The sequence below is a fragment of the Micromonospora solifontis genome (assembly GCF_003725545.1).
In the GTDB taxonomy this organism is placed as follows: Bacteria; Actinomycetota; Actinomycetes; order Mycobacteriales; family Micromonosporaceae; genus Micromonospora; species Micromonospora solifontis.
In genome coordinates this window covers 1-16,596 of sequence record NZ_RJLN01000102.1, presented here as the reverse complement: position 1 = coordinate 16,596, position 16,596 = coordinate 1, and the positions used below count along the sequence as shown (strand labels likewise).

The window sequence follows — 16,596 nt, the reverse complement described above, 5'->3', positions numbered from 1 at the left end:
TGCCGGGCCCGCCCTCGGGCGCCGTGCCGGCCGGTGGCGTCACCTTCGGGCCGTGTCCGGTGTGCGGGCCCGGCCCGCCGAGGCGCCCCGGCCCCTCGGCGGCGAGCCGCTCACGGAACCGGCGGAACAGCTCGCCCACCGGGGCGCGTTCCGGACTCACGATGAACCTCCGACGAACGCGGCGACGGCCGCCGCCGCCATGGCCAGGGCGGCCACCCCGGCCCGCTTCCACATCTTCGGCAGATCCCGGGTGGTGACCACCGGGTCCGGTGGCAGGCCGTACACCTCCGGCTCGTCGAGGAGCAGGAAGAACGCGCCGTCGCCGCCGACGCCGTCGGTGGGGTCGTGGCCGTAGAGGCGGGCCTCCGGCACCCCGCGGTCGTGCAGCGCGGCGACCCGCTGCGCGGCGCGTTCCCGCAACTCGTCCAGCGGGCCGAACTGGATGGACTCGGTCGGGCAGGCCTGCGCGCAGGCGGGGGTCATGCCGGCGCCGAGCCGGTCGTAGCAGAGCGTGCACTTCCACGCCCGGCCGTCGCCCTTGCGCTGGTCGATCACCCCGTACGGGCAGGCGGCGATGCAGTAGCCGCAGCCGTTGCAGATGTCCTCCTGCACCACCACCGTGCCGAACTCGGTGCGGAACAGCGACCCGGTCGGGCAGACGTCCAGGCAGGCGGCGTGCGTGCAGTGCTTGCAGACGTCCGACATCATCAGCCAGCGGAAGTCGGTACGCGACTCCGGGCCGGTCGCCCGGCCGGGCGGCTGCGACCCGGGCATGCCGAGGAAGTCCGGGCCGGCGGCCATCCGCGCGGCGGCCTCCGGACGGCCGGGGGGAAGGCCGGGGTTGGTGCCGGTGTCCGCCGCCGTGCCGGCCGCGGCCGCCGCGCTGCCCGGGCTGGCCGCCGCGCCCGTCGGGTCGCCGGCGAACGGCGGGGTGCGGTGCCCGGCCGGGCGGGGCTGCTCGATGAAGGCGACGTGCCGCCACGAGTTGGCGGTCAGCGCGCCGGTGTTGTCGTACGACATGCCGAGCAGGTCGAAGCCCGAGTCGGGGACGCCGTTCCACTCCTTGCAGGCGACCTCGCAGGCCTTGCAGCCGATGCAGACGCTGGTGTCGGTGAAGAAGCCCATCCGGGCCGGTGCCTCGACCCAGCCGGCGTCCGGCGCCGGATCGAGCGGGCCGTACAGGCTGTTGGCCTCGATCATCCGACCTCCCGTTCGGACGCGTCGGTGGTGACGATCGGCGGGCGGCCGCCGGTCAGCCCGGCCCGACGCCGGTAGTCGTCCACCAACTCCAGCAGGGCGGCCCCCGTCGGCCGGCGGCCGGGCCGGATGTCACAGGTGCCGACCTTGCTCTCCTGGATCAGCACGTTCGGGTCCAGCGTGATGCCGAACAGGTCGTTGACCGAGTCGCCGGTGACGATCCCCTCCCGGCCGAAGTGGTACGGCAGCCACACCTGGTGGATCACCCGCCCGTCCAGCCGCAGCGGGGTGAGCCGGTCGGTGACCAGGACCTGCGCCTCGATCGCCGCCCGCCCGCTGATCAGGTGCGCCCAACCGAGGTGCGCCAGGCCCAGCTCGCCCGCCAGCTCCGGGGACACCTCGACGAACATGGCCGGCTGGAGCTCGGCCAGCCGCGGCACCATCCGGCTCATCCCGCCGGCCGTGTGGTGCTCGGTGAGCCGGCTGACCGTGAACACGTACGGGAACACGTCGGTGTGCTCCTGCGGCGGGCTCGGGTTCACCGAGTTCACCGGGTTGTCGTAGACCTTGCGGGTCGGGTTGGCCTGCTGCCCGTACAGCGGGTTGCGCACCGGGGACTCGGCCGGCTCGTAGTGCGTCGGCATCGGCCCGTCCTGCAGGCCGGTCGGCACGTACAGCCAGCCCTTGCCGTCGCCCTGCATGATGAACGCGTCGTCACCGGCGAGCCCCGCGACGCCGGTGGTCCCCTCCGGCGGCCGGTACGTCGGCGGCTTCTTCTTCTCGAAGTCCGGCACGTCGTAGCCGGTCCACTCGCCCTTGTCGGCGTCCCACCACACGTACTTCTTGCGCTCGCTCCACGGCCGGCCGTCCGGGGCGGCCGAGGCGCGGTTGTAGAGGATGCGACGGTTGGCCGGCCAGGCCCAGCCCCACTCGGCGGCCACCCAGTCCTGGTCGTGCCGGGATTTGCGCCGGGCGGCCTGGTTGACCCCGTCGGCGTACACCCCGGTGTAGATCCAGCAGCCGACGGCGGTGGAGCCGTCGTCCTTGGCCTCGGTGAACGACGACAGCGGGCGGCCGGTCGCCACCTCGTACCCGTTGATCTCCTTCAGCACCGCCTCCGCGCTCGGTTCCGCCAGGTCGCCGTGCGTGGGGTAGTCCCAGGTGAGGTCGCGCACCGCGCGGTCGCGGGGCCGGTCCGAGCCGGCCAGCTTCTCCCGGATGACCCGGCCGAGGTGGAAGAAGAACCACAGCTCGGAGCGGGCGTCCGCCGGCGGGTCGAGGGCCTTCTCCCGCCACTGCAGCAGCCGCTGGGTCTGGGTGAAGGTGCCCTCCTTCTCCACGTGCGACGCGGCCGGTAGGAAGAACACCTCGGTCCGGCACTCCTCCGGCACGATCTCGCCGGTCTCCACCTCCGGGCTGTTCTTCCAGAACGTCGCGCTCTCGATCATGAAGAGGTCGCGGACCACCAGCCAGTCCAGGTTCGCCATGCCCAGCCGCTGGGCCTTGCCGTGCGCCGAGCCGACCGCCGGGTTCTGGCCGAGCAGGAAGTAGCCCTTGACCTTGCCGTCGATCATGTTCAGCACCGTCTGGTACGTCCCGTGGTCGCCGGTCATCCGGGGCAGGTAGCCGTAGCAGAAGTCGTTCTCCGGCGTAGCCGCGTCACCCCAGTACGCCTTGAGCAGGCTCGCGCCAAACGCGCGCGCGTCGTCCCAGAAGCCCTTCTGGCCCGGGTGCCGGATGCTGTCCACCCAGTCGGTGAACGTGACGTGGTCGGTGTGGTGCGGCATCGGCAGGTAACCCGGCAGCAGGTTGAACAGCGTCGGGATGTCCGTCGAACCCTGGATGCTGGCGTGCCCGCGCAGGGCGAGCACGCCACCGCCGGGGCGCCCCATGTTGCCCAGCAGCAGCTGGATGATGGCGCCGGTGCGGATGTACTGCACGCCCACGCTGTGCTGGGTCCAGCCCACCGAGTAGATGAGCACCCCGGTGCGCTCCCTGCCGGAGTTCTCCGTCCAGGCCCGCGCCAGCTCGAGGAACTTCTCCTGCGGGATGCCGCAGGTCCGCTCCACCATCTCCGGGGTGTAGCGGGCGAAGTGCCGCTTGAGGATCTGGTAGACGCAGCGCGGGTGCTGCAACGTCTCGTCCCGCTGCACCCGGCCGCCGACCGGCATGCCGTGTGACTCGTGCCGCAGGCCGGCCGCGGTCTCCCGCTCCTTGTGCGCGTTGCGGGTGCCGGCGTTCTGTTCGTGGCCGGCGTACTGCCAGCTGCGGGTCCCGTAGGTGTTGGTCTTCGGGTCGTAGCCGGAGAAGAGGCCGTCGAGGTCCTCGGTGTCGGCGAACTCCTCGCTCACGATGGTCGCGGCGTTGGTGTACGCCAGCACGTACTCCCGGAAGTCCAGCTCGTTGTCGAGGATGTAGCGCACGATGCCGCCCAGCAGGGCGATGTCGGTGCCGGCCCGGATCGGCAGGTAGGTGTCGGCCAGCGCGCTGGTGCGGGTGAACCGCGGGTCGACGTGGAAGACCTTCGCCCCGCGCAGCTTCGCCTCCATCACCCACTGGAAGCCCACCGGGTGGGCCTCGGCCATGTTCGAGCCCTGGATGATGACGACGTCAGCGTTGGCGATGTCCTGCTGGAAGACGGTCGCACCGCCACGACCGAAGCTGGTCCCCAGACCGGGGACGGTGGCGGAGTGTCAAATCCGCGCCTGGTTCTCGATCTGTAGTGCGCCGAGCGCCGTGAAGAGCTTCTTGATGATGTAGTTCTCTTCGTTGTCCAGCGTGGCGCCGCCGAGGCTGGCGATGCCCAGGGTGCGGTTCAGCGGCCGCCCGTCCTCGTCGGTGTCCTCCCAGGTGGCGTCGCGGGCGGCGAGCACCCGGTCGGCGATCATGTCCAGCGCCGTGTCGAGGTCGAGGTCCTCCCACTCGGTCGCGTACGGCCGGCGGTAGCGGACGGTCGTCTGCCGCAGCGGGCTGGTGACGAGGTTCTTGCTGGCCGAACCCTTCGGGCAGAGCCGCCCGCGGGAGATCGGGCTGTCCGGGTCCCCTTCGATCTGGGTGACCCGGCCGTCCTTGACGAACACCCGCTGCCCGCAGCCCACCGCGCAGTACGGGCAGACCGAGCGGGCCATGCAGTCGGCGGTCTCGGTGCGGGCGGTCAGGGCCGCCGACCGGGCCGACTGCGCCGCCGCGCCCCGGCCGAGCGGGTCGGTGCCGGTGAGCTGCCGGTAGACCGGCCACCCCTCGATGAAGGTCTTCAGACCCATCCCGGACCCCCTCCCCCGCTGGCGGAAGCTGACGAACTGAACATTAGGGCAGCCGCCGGGGTCCCGCGAGCCGAGTGCCGGATCAGCTTCCAGGTTTGGCTCGCCGGTGGCTGGCAAAGAGCCGCCGCATGCCAGGGGTCGGGTGTCGCCGGTGGTGGCGAAGCGCCCGGACCCGGCCTGGTGAAGACCCGGCCCCGTTCGCCAACCCCGACGAGGCGACGGACCCCGCCGATGCGGCCCGACCGGGTACCGGCCGGACCTGGTCCGGGCGGCGCGCAGCGCACAAGACAGCGGCGCCCCGGCTCGTGGCCGGGGCGCCGCTGGGCGTCGGTGTGCAGGTCGCCTCTCGGCGAGTGGCGCGACGCGGCTCCAGCCGAACGGTATTCCGCGAGGGCAAATTAGGTGAGGCCCGGGGACACTGGTCACACCGACGCTCTGCACAACGGTACGGGCACCGCCGTTCTTCCACCCCTGTCGGTGACGGCGGTCACCCGATCCTCTACGTCAGTTGTTCCAGTGCTGGGCGACGATGTCGGCGGCCTGCTGCTCCCACTGCGCGTACGCATCCGGGTAGGCCGACACCTGCACGGTCTGCGCGGCCTCGGTCAGCGGCATGTCCTGCCACCCGTCGACCTGCTTCAGACCCTTCTCAAACGCCAGGGTCGCGTACTCCGGGTCGGTGATCTGCTCCGGCGTACCCCAACCACTGGACGGGCGCTGCTGGAACAGACCCAGCGAGTCATGGTCATTCTTCTCGCCCAGGTGCCCCAGGTTCTCCAGCTTCGACTCCTGCAGGCTCGTGGCGATCGAGATCACCGCCGCCCGCTCCGGCAGGCCCGCCTTCTTCGTGGCGGCGATGATCGCCTTGGCGTTCGCGACCTGCTCGTCGTTCAGGGTGATCTTCGACTGGGCGCCCTGCACACCGTGCGGGATCAGCTTGCTCATGTCGGGCTTGTCCGCCTGCATGACCGCGACGGGCTTGGCGTCCACGGGACGGGCGTCGGCGTGAGCGGCGATCGGACCGGCGAACACACCACCGGTGAAAGCCAGACCAGCAATACCAAGAACGCTCTTACGGAAGATCGTGTTCATGGGAAAGCTCCATTCGGGGGTCGGCGCACCATCACCGATGGGGGTCGGCGGGGCGCAAGCACCACGTCAGGCGCTCAAAGTCTCGGGGGGATCCGGCGCGCGGGGCTGGGCCGCTTCGCGGCGCCGGGACCATGTGTAACGACCGGCGACCCGCCATCATTCCGGGCCCGGCCACCTGCCGGCGGGGCTGTCATCCCGCTGGGCGGGGCCGTTGTCTTCCTCGGCCGTACACCGGTGTTCAACGCCCCCGACCCGGCCACCATTCCAGCCGCGCGATGCCCCCGACCACAGGGCCGGAGACCGCGCACACGGGCAAACCGGACAGGCCACCCCACCGAAACCGGACACCCCAGCCACCGTGACCGGACACCGACCTCACCGCGACCCCCCGCCCACCGTGACCCGGGCACGGCACCTTGGGCGACGCCCACGCCACCCGGGCCGGCTCTGCGGTCGGTGGAACGCTATGGAGGTCACCGGACCCCGGAGACCTCCATAGCGTTCCACTCACCGCGAAGGCTGCCGCCCGCGTGATCCGACGCGACATCGCCGAACTGGCGGTATCCGACAGCCCCGGACACCCCACCTCGGCGACCTGCGACCCACCACGCTGCCTGCCGCACGGGGGCGGCCAGCGGCAGCCTGGACACGCCGACCACGCAGCGCGAGTCGATGATGGCGATCCGTCCGGCTCGCGCGGGGTCGGACAGGCGCGGGCGAGGGCGACGCCAGAAACGGGCGTCGGGAAAACGCCGGGCAGGGGTTACCCTGACACCATGTCGGCCGTCACCAGCGCGTACCTCGCCCGCCCGGGGCGTCCCGCCGTGGTGGCCCGCACCCTGGCGGAGCTGACCGGGCCCACCCGGGGCGTGGTCGAGCTGCCGGTACGCCTGATGTGGAGCACCGAGCGCGCCTTCGACCTGGCCGACCCGGACGACCTCCTCTGGATGTACGAGAACGTGCTGCGGGAGACGACCCGGGTCGACGACCTCCGGGCCCTGATCGACGGGCGGACGCTGCGCCGGGTGTGGCGGCGGCTGAACCTGCCGCGGGGCGTGCGCCTGGCGTGGGAGAGCCGGCACCGGGGCCTGCGTACCGCGTGAGCCATCTGCACGACTTCTACCGGGAGGTGGCCCGGGTGGCCCTCGCCGCCGCCGGCCCGCACCGGTTCGTGCTGGGCGGCGGGGTGGCCTGGGCGGTGCACGGCCTGGTCGTCCGCCCCACCGAGGACGTCGACCTCTTCGCCGACGTGGAGGGGGCGGCGGCGGCCGCGGCGGCCGGGGTGCGGGCCGCCCTGGAGCGGGCCGGCTACCGGGTCGTCGACGCGGACCCGGACAGCGACCTGGGCGACCTGTTCGACGGCTTCGACCGGGACATGCGGGACTTCGTGGTGAGCCGGGACGGCCGGCAGATCCGGCTCAGCCTGGCCCGGCTCGACCGGTACCGCAGCCCAGTGGTGATGGACCTGGGCCCGGTGATGGACGTCCGCGACCTGCTCGCCAACAAGACGGCGGCGCTGGTCAACCGGCGGGAGGTGCGCGACTACATCGACGTCTCCGCCGCGCTGGACCGGTACGAGGTGGCCGAGCTGCTGGAGCTGGCCCGGCAGGTGGACCCGGCGCTGGACATCGAGGACGTCCGGGCGGCGGGCCGCTACCTGGACCGGGTGCCGGACCGCCGGTTCACCCGGTACGGGCTGGACGCGGCGCAGATCGCCGAGGTGCGCCGGCGCATGTCGGCCTGGCCGCGCTGAACGTCGCGGCGGCCCGGCGCTCACTTCGTCAGCTTGCCGCCGGTGACGCCGAGGATCTCGCCGGTGACGTAGCTGGACTCCTGGGAGGCGAAGAAGACGTAGGCCGGGGCCAGCTCGGCGGGCTGGCCGGGGCGGCCCAGCGGGGTGTCGGTGCCGAACTGCTTGACCTTCTCCGCCGGCATGGTGGCCGGGATCAGCGGCGTCCAGATCGGGCCGGGCGCCACCGCGTTCACCCGAATGCCCTGGTCGGCGAGGTTCAACGCGAGCGCCTTGGTGAAGTTCGCGATGGCCGCCTTGGTGGTGGCGTAGTCGAGCAGCTGCGGCGAGGGGTTGAACGCCTGGATCGAGCTGGTGTTGATGATCGCCGAGCCCTCGGGCAGGTGCGGGACGGCCATCTTGCACAGCCAGAACATGGCGTACACGTTGGTCTTGAAGACCCGGTCGAACTGCTCGGTGGTGATGTCGAGCAGGCCCTTGTCCTGCGACATCTGGAAGGCGGCGTTGTTGACCAGGATGTCGATGCCGCCCAGCTCGGCCAGCGTCCGCTCGACCAGGTCCCGGCAGTTCGCCTCCTCCCGCACGTCGCAGCGGACGGCCACGCCCTTGCGCCCGGCCTCCTCGACGAGACGCACGGTGTCGCGGGCGTCGGCCTCCTCCTCGTCGCCGAGGTAGGAGATCAGCACGTCGGCGCCCTCCCGGGCGAAGGCGATCGCGACGGCCCGGCCGATCCCGGAGTCACCGCCGGTGATCAGCGCCCGCTTGCCCGAGAGCCGGTCGCTGCCCCGGTACGACTCCTCGCCGTGGTCCGGCTTCGGCCCCATCCTCCGCTCGGTCCCGGGGGCGGACTGCTGCTGGGCCGGCTGGCCCTGCTGCTGGCCGTACTGCTCGGTCGGGTTCTGCTGGGTGTACTGGTCCTCGCTCACCGGGTCTCCCTCATGCCTGCCGTCCTTCTGTGTCCCTGTCCGCGCTACCCCACGACCAGGGACGGAAACGACCGGCAGGTGACCGCGGTGTTACGCGGAGGCGGCCCCTGACGCTGGTGGCGTGAAACACCTCGGGGCGATGTGGCGCGAGTGACACCCGGTCGTTATGGTGCGCAACGGCGCCCACGAGGCGCGTCCACCCCCATGGAAGGGCACCTCATGACCTCCTCCTCCGGCGCCACGCGCCGCCAGGTGCTGGCCGTCGCGGCCGCCGCCGCGACCGCTCCCCTGATCGCCGGCGCACCCGCCGAGGCGAAGCCGAAGACGTCGAAGACCTGGGACCTGACCGTCCTGGGCACCTCGGACACCCACGGCAACGTCTACAACTGGGACTACTACAAGGACGCCGAGTACGACGACAGCAAGCACAACGACGTCGGCGTCGCCAAGCTGGCCACCCTGGTCAACCAGATCCGCGCCGAGCGCAAGGGCAAGGCGACCCTGGTCCTCGACGCCGGCGACACGATCCAGGGCACCCCGCTGGCCACCTACTACGCCAAGCAGGAGCCGATCACCAGCACCGGTGAGACGCACCCGATGGCCAACGCCATGAACGTGCTGAAGTACGACGCGGTCACGCTGGGCAACCACGAGTTCAACTACGGCCTGCCGCTGCTGGCCCAGTGGATCAGCCAACTCGGCTTCCCGGCCCTGGCCGCGAACGCGATCAACGCCAAGACCGGCAAGCCGGCGTTCCTGCCGTACGTCATCAAGAAGGTCTCGCTCACCGGCGAGGACGGCCCGACCATCAACGTCGGCATCCTCGGTATGACCAACCCCGGCGTGGCCATCTGGGACAAGGGCAACGTCGAGGGCAAGCTGACCTTCGCCGACATGATCGCCACCGCCGCCAAGTGGGTACCGGTCATGCGCGAGCGCGGCGCCGACCTGGTCATCATCTCCGCGCACGGCGGTGACAGCGGCACCTCCAGCTACGGCCCCGAGCTGCCGAACGAGAACCCGGTCGCGCTCATCGCCCAGCAGGTCCCAGGCATCGACGCGATCCTCTTCGGCCACGCCCACAACGAGGTGCCGGAGAAGTTCGTCACCAACCTGGAGACCGGCGAGCAGGTGCTCACCTCGGAGCCGTCGAAGTGGGGCCAGCGGCTGACCCGGATGGACTTCACCCTGACCCGGGAGAAGGGCCGCTGGAAGGTGGTCGGCAAGTCCGCGACCACGCTGAACACCAACACCGTGGTCGAGGACCCGGCGGTGCTCGCGGCCGTGCGCGGCCAGCACGCCAAGACCGTCGACTACGTCAACAAGGTCGTCGCGCAGTCCAGCGTGGAGCTCTCCGCCGCCGAGTCCCGGTACAAGGACACCCCGATCCTGGACTTCATCAACCACGTGCAGACCGAGGTGGTCACCGCCGCCCTCGCCGGCACCGCGTACGCGGGCCTGCCGGTGCTGTCGATCGCCGCGCCGTTCAGCCGCACCGCGGTCTTCCCGCAGGGTGACGTGCGGATCCGCGACGTCGCGGGCCTCTACGTCTACGACAACACCCTGGAGGCGGTGGTCATCACCGGCGCCGAGGTGAAGGCGTACCTGGAGTACTCGGCGAAGTACTTCGTCACGCTGCCGGTGGGCGCGACGGTCGACCCGGAGACGATCAACGACCCGACCGTGCCGGACTACAACTACGACGTGATCTCGGGCGTCGACTACGACATCGACATCTCGAAGCCGGTCGGCCAGCGGATCACTCGCCTGGTCCTGCCGGGCACCGACACCCCGGTCGCCGCGGACGCCCAGTTCGTGATCGCGGTGAACAACTACCGGCGCAGCGGTGGCGGCAACTTCCCCGGCATCGTGAAGACCCAGGTCTACAACCAGCAGCAGGAGATCCGCCAGCTGCTGATCGACTGGGCGCAGGCCAAGGGTGTCATCGACCCGGCCGACTTCTTCGTGCCGAACTGGCGGCTGGTCCGCGAGGGCGTGCCGGTCTTCTGATCCGTACCACCTGACGACGGGTCCCGGGTTCCGCACCCGGGGCCCGTCGGCTGTTTCCGGACTCAGCCCGCCACGTGCCGCAGACTCCACTCCTCCGGATCGCCAGCGGGTTCGGGACGGTCCCGGCGGGGGTCCGTCTCGGTCAGCGCCACCCGGTCCTCGGGACGGACCGCAGGGGGCAGCTCGCCGAAGCGCACGTACCGCAGGAACGCGTACTCCTCGTCGGTGAACGACTCGCGTGGCTCGCTCATGACCGTATTGTGCGCCCGCCCGTCCACGGCCGGCATCAACCGGTCCGACCCGGGTATGCCGCCGCGACGACCGTGGACGACGAGAGGACGACCATGCGCGCGGTACGGATGACCGCTCCCGGGGTGCTTGAACAGGTGGAGGTGCCCACCCCGACGGCCGGCCCCGGCGAGGTGCTGCTGCGCGTCGGCGCCGTTGGTGCCTGCCACTCCGACCTGCACATCCTCGACGCCCCGGCGGGGCTCTTCCCCACCCCGATCACCCTCGGGCACGAGATCGCCGGCACCGTCGACGGCGTCGGCGCGGGGGTGGCGGGCTGGTCGCCCGGGGACCGGGCCGCGGTGTACGGGATCATCGGCTGCGGCCACTGCCGGGCGTGCCTGCGCGGACTGGAGAACCAGTGCCGGGTCGTCCCGGTCGGCGGCATCGGGCTCAGCCGCGACGGCGGGCTGGCCGAGCACGTGGTGGTGCCGGCGTCCCGGCTGCTGCACGTGGGCGACATGGACCTGACCCAGGCGGCCCCGCTGACCGACGCCGGCCTGACCCCGTACCACGCGGTCGAGCTGGCCCGGGAGCGACTGCGCCCGGGTACGACCTGCGTGGTGATCGGCATCGGCGGGCTGGGACACATGGCGGTGCAGATCCTGACGGCCACCACCGCCGTACGGATCGTCGCGGTGGACACCAGCGTCGCGGCGCTGGACCTGGCCAGCCGGCTCGGCGCCCACGAGGTGGTGCAGGCCGGCCCGGACACCGTCGAGAAACTCCGGGCGACACTCGGCCCGCCGCCGGACGGGGCGGACGTGGTGCTCGACTTCGTCGGCGCGCAACCCACCCTGGACACCGCCCGGCAGGTAATCGCCACCGGCGGGCAGGTGCTGCTGGTGGGGTTGGCCGGCGGCACCCTCCCGGTACGGCCGGTCGCCGACGAGCCCCCGCCCCTGCCGCTGGAGACCAGCGTCCAGGTGCCGTTCTGGGGCACCCGGGCCGAGCTTCAGGAGGTGATCGCCCTCGCCCGGGGCGGCCAACTGCACGCCGACGTGCAGACCTTCCCGCTGGAGCAGGCGCCGGAGGCGTACGAGGCGCTGCGCCGCGGGGACATCCACGGGCGTGCGGTCATCGTGCCCTGACCGCGCCGGTCAGGGGTGCTGGAGGACGCCGCGCCGCGGCGGCAGCCGCTCCAGCAGGGCGAGCCCGGCCCGGGCCGAGGGCCGGGTGAGGGCCTCGGCGAAGCTGACCTGGCCCAGGCAGAACCGCACGAACAACCGCCAGCCCGGTGGGGTGGCGAGCATCGCGTGGAAGGCGCCCGGCCGCCGTTCGAAGACCCCCAGGAGCCGGTGCCCGGCGCGCATCTCGGGCACCAGCCGCCGGTCCACCTCCCGCGCGTACGCGGCCAGGTCGCCGGCGGCGACCGCCTCGCCGGCCAGGCGGCCGGAGCGCAGCGCGTAGCTGATGCCCTCCCTGCTCCACGGCTCGAGCAGGCCCGCGGCGTCGCCGGCGACCAGCACCCGGTCGCGGCGCAGCGGCGAGTCCACCGCCCGGCAGCGGGTCAGGTGGCCGGAGTCGTGCTCCGGCGTCAACCCGGCCAGGCCCAGCCGGGCCACGAAGTCGCGCAGGTAGGCGCGGGTCCGCTCGCCCTCGCCCCGGCCGGCGATGACCCCGACGGTGAGCCGGTCGCCCTTGGGGAAGACCCAGCCGTACGACCCGGGGACCGGACCCCAGTCCAGCAGCAGCCGGCCACGCCAGCGGTCCTGCTCGGCGGGCGGGACCGGCAGCTCCACCTCCAGCCCCAGGTCGACCTGGCGGAACGTCACCCCGACGTGCCGGGCGGTGATCCCGGAGGAGCCGTCGGCGCCGACCACGGCACGGGCGCGGATCACCTCGCCGTCGGCCAGCCGCAGGCGTACCTCGTCGGGGTCCTGCTCGACGGCGCGGACGGCGACGCCCTCGCGGACCTCGGCCCCGGCGGCGACCGCGGCCGCCCGCAGGCGGTCGTCGAACTCCTCGCGGCGGACCATGGTCAGGACCGGCCCGGAGTGCCGGCGGGTGAACTCGCGTCGCCCGTCGCGGGTGACCGTGATCCGGTCGACGCGGTCGTGGGCGGGCACCTCGATCCGATCGGCGACCTCGGCCAGGGACACCCCGATCAGACCGCCGCCGCAGGTCTTGTAGCGCGGGTGGGTGGCGCGCTCGACCACCAGCGTCCGGACGCCGGCACGGGCCGCGGCATGGGCGGCGGAGAGGCCGGCGGGCCCACCGCCGACGACGACGAGATCCCAGATGATCACCGGTGCAGCCTAGGGCACGGGCCGGCGGGAGCGCCCGCCACGCGCCCGGCCGGAGACCCCCGATCGGGTGGGCATCATCGGACGCCGGCGGGGTAAGCGCCCGACGCAGACCGCCCGCCGGTCGGGCGGTGCACGCCGAGGAGGGAAGCGATGCAGCAGGTACAGCTGTCTGAGGTCGAGGAACGGGTGTACCAGGCGGTGTCCGCGCTGGAGGTACGGGGGCACGTCCCCTACCCTGACCTGATCGCCGAGGAGACCGGGCTGACCGAGGAGGAGCTGCGCGAGCCACTGCACCTGCTCACCGAGCGAGGGCTGCTGCACCGGGAGGACTCCCCGATGTCGGGCCTGGACTTCGGGCCGCGGTGGTGCGCCCGCCAGCTGACCTGATCCCCGCCGTTTGCCCCGCCGGGGGCCGGGTAGCGATCCAGGATGCGTGATCGACGGTCGTCAGGGGGCACGATGAGCGCGGACCGGCCGTCGGCTCCGGCGGAGACCGCCGGGTACGACGGCCGGCGGCGTTGGCAGGCACTCGGGGTAGGCCTGGTCGCCGCGTTCATGACCCTGCTGGATGTCAGCATCGTCAACGTCGCGGTCCCCTCCATCGACCGGGCCCTCCACGCCACCCCCAGCGACCTGCAGTGGGTGCTGTCCGGGTACGCGCTCACCTTCGGCCTGGTGCTGGTGCCGGCCGGACGGTTCGGTGACGCGCGCGGACGGCGGACCGCGTTCGTGGTCGGGGTCGCGCTGTTCACGCTGACCAGCGCCCTCGCCGGGCTGGCCGGCTCGCCGGAGTGGCTGATCGCCGCCCGGCTGGTCCAGGGGGCCGCGGCCGGAGTGGTCAACCCCCAGGTCGCCGGCATGATCCAGCAACTGTTCCGGGGTGCCGAGCGGGGCCGGGCGTTCGGGCTGCTGGGCGCCACCATCGGCATCTCCACCGCGGTCGGCCCGCTGCTCGGCGGGCTGCTCATCCAACTCGGCGGTGAGCAGCACGGCTGGCGGTGGGTGTTCTTCGTCAACATCCCGGTCGGCATCGTCGCCGTGGTACTGGGCTGGCGGCTGATGCCGGCCCGCCCCACCGGCCAGCCGGACCGGCACCGGCTCGACCCGCTCGGGGTGGCGCTGCTCGGCGCCGGGGTGACCCTGGTGCTGCTGCCGCTGGTGCAGCGGGAGCAGTGGCACGGCCCGGCGAAGTGGTTGCTCATCCCGGCCGGGCTGCTCTTCCTGCTGGCCTTCGGGCTCTGGGAACGGCGTTACGCCCGCCATCAGCAGCCCCTGTTCGACCTGCGGTTGTTCGGGCTGCGGTCGTACTCCCTGGGCACGCTGATCGGCCTGGTCTACTTCGCCGGCTTCACCGCGATCTTCTTCATCTACACGCTCTACCTGCAGATCGGGCTGGGCTACAGCGCCCTGATCGCCGGTCTGGCGATCACCCCGTTCGCGCTCGGGTCGGCCGCCGCCTCCGCGCTGGGCGGCCGGGTGGTCACCCGGTACGGCCGGCCGCTGGTCGCCGTCGGGCTGCTGCTGGTGGCGATCGGGCTGGTGACCACCGACCTCGCGCTGCACGGCACCCCGCACGGCTCGGTGCCGCTGCGGACCGCCGTCCCGCTGCTGATCGCCGGCATCGGCAGCGGGCTGGTCATCGCGCCGAACCAGACGCTGACCCTCTCCGAGGTGCCGGTGCCGCAGGCCGGCAGCGGTGCGGGCATGCTCCAGACCGGACAGCGGATCGGCTCGGCCGCCGGCATCGCGGCGGTCGGCGCACTGTTCTTCTCGACGCTGGCCAGCACCCGGGGCGACTGGACCGCCGCGTTCCGGCACTCGCTGCTGCTGGCCACCGGAATCATCGCGGTGGCGCTGGCCGCCGCGATGGTCGACATCGCGGCCGGTCACCGCCGGTCCGGCGACTCTTCCTGACCGGTCGTGGACCCGGCGGCCGGAAGCAGCACGGTGGTGAGCAGTCGGCGGGTCCGGCCGGGGCCGGGCCCGAGGGCCGCGTACTCGGCGAACAGTGCCTGGAGCCGGCTGATGAACTCGACCGTTTCCCCGTCCGTGGCATGGAAGGCATTCTGCCGGTAGCCGGCCAGGTCGCGGCCCAGGTCACCGCCCCCGCCGTCGAGGTAGCGGTCGAAGTCGGCGAGCAGGCCCGCGACGAAGGTGAGGAAGGCCCGGCGATGCTGCTCCGGGCTCATCGACCGGACCGCCGTCGCGTCCACCGAAGCGGCCGCCTCGTCCAACCGGTAGCTGCGCTCGACCGCGCCGCGCACCCGCCGCTCCCCCGCGGTACGCAGGACGCCGTGCTCGGCCAGGGTGGCGACCTGCCGGTACAGCGTCGCCGGCGGGACGTCGGCGAGTTCGGCGCGCAGGTCGGCGGTGGTCAGCGAACGGCCGCCCAGGAAGGCCTGGACGATCCTCAGCCGGACCGGGTGCAGGAGCAACTCCGCGGTGTCGAGCGCCACACGTGGCCCACTTTCATTCTCGATGGTGATAACGTTCTCGTTGTTGAGATTATAGCGACCACCCCTGAGGAGCCGTGATGGCCACCATCGTCGTCGACAGCGACCGGGTCCGGGTGCGGCTGACCACCGCCGAGAAGATCTGGGCGCTGCGGGGTGACCTCTCCTTCCCGCGGGACGCCATCCACGCGGTGACCGTCGAGCCCGACGGGCTGCACGCGACGCGCGGCGTCCGCGCCCCCGGCCTGGGCCTCCCCGGACGACGCAAGGTCGGCACCTGGCGCGGCCGGGCGGGCCGGGAGTTCGTCAGCGTCCGCGCCGGACAGCCGGCCGTTCGGATCACCCTCACCGGCCAGCGGTACGACAGCGTGCTCGTCGGCGCCGACCACGCCGACGCCTGCGCCGAGGCGGTGCGGCATGACCGCTGAACGGGAACTGTCCTTCGACTCCGCCGGGAACCGGCTGGTCGGCACCCTCACCGTGCCCGCCGGCCCCGGGCCGCACCCGGCCGCGCTGCTGCTGCCCGGCTCAGGACCGCTCAACCGCGACGGAGACCACCGGCGGCTGCGGCTGGGCATCCAGCGGGACCTGGCCGCCGCCCTCACCGCCGCCGGGATCGCCACCCTCCGGCACGACCGCCGGGGCGTCGGCGACTCCGCCGGCCGCTTCCTGCGTACCGGCTTCCACGACAACGTGGCCGACGCGCAGGCGGCACTCGCGGCGCTCGGCGCGGCCGACGAGGTGGACGCCGGCAAGCTGTTCCTCGTCGGGCACAGCGAGGGGGCGCTGACCGCGACCGCGCTCGCCGCCCGGGGCGTACCGGTGGCCGGGCTGGTGCTGCTCGCCGGGACCGGCCGGCCCGGCGCCGAGGTGCTGCGGTGGCAGGCCGCCCGGCTGCTGCCCACCCTGCCGCCCCCGGTACGCCTGCTGCTCCGCCTCACCCGCACGGACCTGGTGGCCAAGGTGGCCCGCAACCACCAGAAGATCCTCGCCAGCACCGACGATGTGGCCTGGATCGGTGGGCAACGGATGAACGCGAAATGGATGCGGGAGTTCCTGCGCTACGACCCCCGGCCCGACCTCGCCCGCATCCAGGCGCCGATCCTCGCCCTCACCGGCGCCAAGGACCTGCAGACCGACCCCGACGACCTACCGATCATCGCCGACCACGCGGGCGGCCCCGTGGAGATCCAGGTGCTGCCCGACGTCACCCACGTACTGCGCCGCCAGCCCGGACCGCCGTCGCTCGGCGCATACCGCCGGGAGGTCCGGGAGCCGGTGGACCGGTCGGTCACCGAGCCGGTCATCCGGTGGCTCACCGCCCGGCTCGCCGAACTCCGCCGGGTCTGACGCGCCGCCCTGATCCGG

14 protein-coding genes and 1 pseudogene are annotated in these 16,596 nt (G+C 72.6%); 8 read left to right on the top strand and 7 right to left on the bottom strand.

What is annotated here, in order from left to right; genetic code table 11:
- Positions 1-156 precede the first annotated feature (156 nt).
- From EFE23_RS24345 to EFE23_RS24330, 3 genes and pseudogenes are all read right to left on the bottom strand, one after another.
- The gene (locus EFE23_RS24345; protein WP_123243251.1) at positions 157-1,200 is read right to left on the bottom strand and encodes a 4Fe-4S dicluster domain-containing protein; all 1,044 of its coding nucleotides are present in this window, start codon (positions 1,198-1,200) and stop codon (positions 157-159) included.
- Between the two features lie 14 nt (positions 1,201-1,214).
- Positions 1,215-4,460, bottom strand: a pseudogene (gene fdh, locus EFE23_RS24340) (formate dehydrogenase); the annotation flags it as partial.
- A 504-nt stretch (positions 4,461-4,964) separates the two neighbouring features.
- Positions 4,965-5,552, bottom strand: a complete 588-nt coding sequence (locus tag EFE23_RS24330; protein ID WP_123243248.1) for a hypothetical protein — start codon at positions 5,550-5,552, stop codon at positions 4,965-4,967.
- Positions 5,553-6,328: 776 nt separating this feature from the next.
- Here EFE23_RS24330 and EFE23_RS24325 point away from each other — a divergent pair.
- A complete protein-coding gene (locus EFE23_RS24325; protein ID WP_123243247.1) occupies positions 6,329-6,655 on the top strand; it encodes a hypothetical protein in 327 nt (108 codons plus the stop codon).
- A complete protein-coding gene (locus tag EFE23_RS24320) occupies positions 6,652-7,305 on the top strand; it encodes a nucleotidyl transferase AbiEii/AbiGii toxin family protein (protein ID WP_123243246.1) in 654 nt (217 codons plus the stop codon). The genes EFE23_RS24325 and EFE23_RS24320 overlap by 4 nt, the downstream gene beginning before the upstream one ends.
- A gap of 20 nt (positions 7,306-7,325) precedes the next feature.
- Here the strand turns inward: EFE23_RS24320 and EFE23_RS24315 are convergent, their stop codons facing one another.
- A complete protein-coding gene (locus tag EFE23_RS24315) occupies positions 7,326-8,228 on the bottom strand; it encodes an SDR family oxidoreductase (RefSeq protein WP_123243245.1) in 903 nt (300 codons plus the stop codon).
- A 219-nt stretch (positions 8,229-8,447) separates the two neighbouring features.
- On the opposite strand from EFE23_RS24315, the gene EFE23_RS24310 reads away from it, so the two are divergent.
- The gene (locus EFE23_RS24310) at positions 8,448-10,238 is read left to right on the top strand and encodes a bifunctional metallophosphatase/5'-nucleotidase (protein WP_123243244.1); all 1,791 of its coding nucleotides are present in this window, start codon (positions 8,448-8,450) and stop codon (positions 10,236-10,238) included.
- A gap of 62 nt (positions 10,239-10,300) precedes the next feature.
- On the opposite strand, the gene EFE23_RS24305 is transcribed toward EFE23_RS24310, so the two are convergent.
- Positions 10,301-10,489: a hypothetical protein gene (locus EFE23_RS24305; protein ID WP_233601130.1), complete on the bottom strand. Its 189-nt coding sequence runs from the start codon at positions 10,487-10,489 to the stop codon at positions 10,301-10,303.
- 93 nt (positions 10,490-10,582) lie between these two features.
- Between EFE23_RS24305 and EFE23_RS24300 the strand changes: the two genes are divergently transcribed.
- Complete coding sequence (locus EFE23_RS24300; protein ID WP_123243252.1) at positions 10,583-11,617, top strand: NAD(P)-dependent alcohol dehydrogenase; 1,035 nt, start codon at positions 10,583-10,585, stop codon at positions 11,615-11,617.
- Positions 11,618-11,626: 9 nt separating this feature from the next.
- On the opposite strand, the gene EFE23_RS24295 is transcribed toward EFE23_RS24300, so the two are convergent.
- On the bottom strand, positions 11,627-12,775 hold the full coding sequence (locus EFE23_RS24295) for a geranylgeranyl reductase family protein (protein WP_123243242.1): 1,149 nt from the start codon (positions 12,773-12,775) through the stop codon (positions 11,627-11,629).
- Positions 12,776-12,925: 150 nt separating this feature from the next.
- Between EFE23_RS24295 and EFE23_RS24290 the strand changes: the two genes are divergently transcribed.
- Positions 12,926-13,162: a hypothetical protein gene (locus EFE23_RS24290; RefSeq protein WP_123243241.1), complete on the top strand. Its 237-nt coding sequence runs from the start codon at positions 12,926-12,928 to the stop codon at positions 13,160-13,162.
- Between the two features lie 72 nt (positions 13,163-13,234).
- Positions 13,235-14,689, top strand: coding sequence for an MFS transporter (locus tag EFE23_RS24285; protein WP_123243240.1), 1,455 nt, complete (start codon positions 13,235-13,237; stop codon positions 14,687-14,689).
- On the opposite strand, the gene EFE23_RS24280 is transcribed toward EFE23_RS24285, so the two are convergent.
- The gene (locus EFE23_RS24280) at positions 14,662-15,231 is read right to left on the bottom strand and encodes a helix-turn-helix domain-containing protein (RefSeq protein WP_123243239.1); all 570 of its coding nucleotides are present in this window, start codon (positions 15,229-15,231) and stop codon (positions 14,662-14,664) included. The genes EFE23_RS24285 and EFE23_RS24280 overlap by 28 nt on opposite strands.
- Before the next feature lie 77 nt (positions 15,232-15,308).
- Between EFE23_RS24280 and EFE23_RS24275 the strand changes: the two genes are divergently transcribed.
- On the top strand, positions 15,309-15,656 hold the full coding sequence (locus tag EFE23_RS24275; RefSeq protein WP_123243238.1) for a hypothetical protein: 348 nt from the start codon (positions 15,309-15,311) through the stop codon (positions 15,654-15,656).
- Entirely contained in the window at positions 15,646-16,578 is a 933-nt protein-coding gene (locus EFE23_RS24270) for an alpha/beta hydrolase family protein (RefSeq protein WP_123243237.1), read from the top strand. The genes EFE23_RS24275 and EFE23_RS24270 overlap by 11 nt, the downstream gene beginning before the upstream one ends.
- Positions 16,579-16,596: the final 18 nt, after the last annotated feature.

Bases quoted from the DNA above. Each gene is read 5' to 3' on its own strand.
- EFE23_RS24325 (WP_123243247.1), top strand. From the start codon at position 6,329: ATGTCGGCCGTCACCAGCGCGTACCTCGCCCGCCCGGGGCGTCCCGCC.
- EFE23_RS24290 (WP_123243241.1), top strand. From the start codon at position 12,926: ATGCAGCAGGTACAGCTGTCTGAGGTCGAGGAACGGGTGTACCAGGCG.
- EFE23_RS24275 (WP_123243238.1), top strand. From the start codon at position 15,309: ATGGCCACCATCGTCGTCGACAGCGACCGGGTCCGGGTGCGGCTGACC.
- EFE23_RS24305 (WP_233601130.1), bottom strand. From the start codon at position 10,489: ATGAGCGAGCCACGCGAGTCGTTCACCGACGAGGAGTACGCGTTCCTG.
- EFE23_RS24300 (WP_123243252.1), top strand. From the start codon at position 10,583: ATGCGCGCGGTACGGATGACCGCTCCCGGGGTGCTTGAACAGGTGGAG.
- EFE23_RS24330 (WP_123243248.1), bottom strand. From the start codon at position 5,552: ATGAACACGATCTTCCGTAAGAGCGTTCTTGGTATTGCTGGTCTGGCT.
- EFE23_RS24310 (WP_123243244.1), top strand. From the start codon at position 8,448: ATGACCTCCTCCTCCGGCGCCACGCGCCGCCAGGTGCTGGCCGTCGCG.
- EFE23_RS24270 (WP_123243237.1), top strand. From the start codon at position 15,646: ATGACCGCTGAACGGGAACTGTCCTTCGACTCCGCCGGGAACCGGCTG.
- EFE23_RS24345 (WP_123243251.1), bottom strand. From the start codon at position 1,200: ATGATCGAGGCCAACAGCCTGTACGGCCCGCTCGATCCGGCGCCGGAC.
- EFE23_RS24285 (WP_123243240.1), top strand. From the start codon at position 13,235: ATGAGCGCGGACCGGCCGTCGGCTCCGGCGGAGACCGCCGGGTACGAC.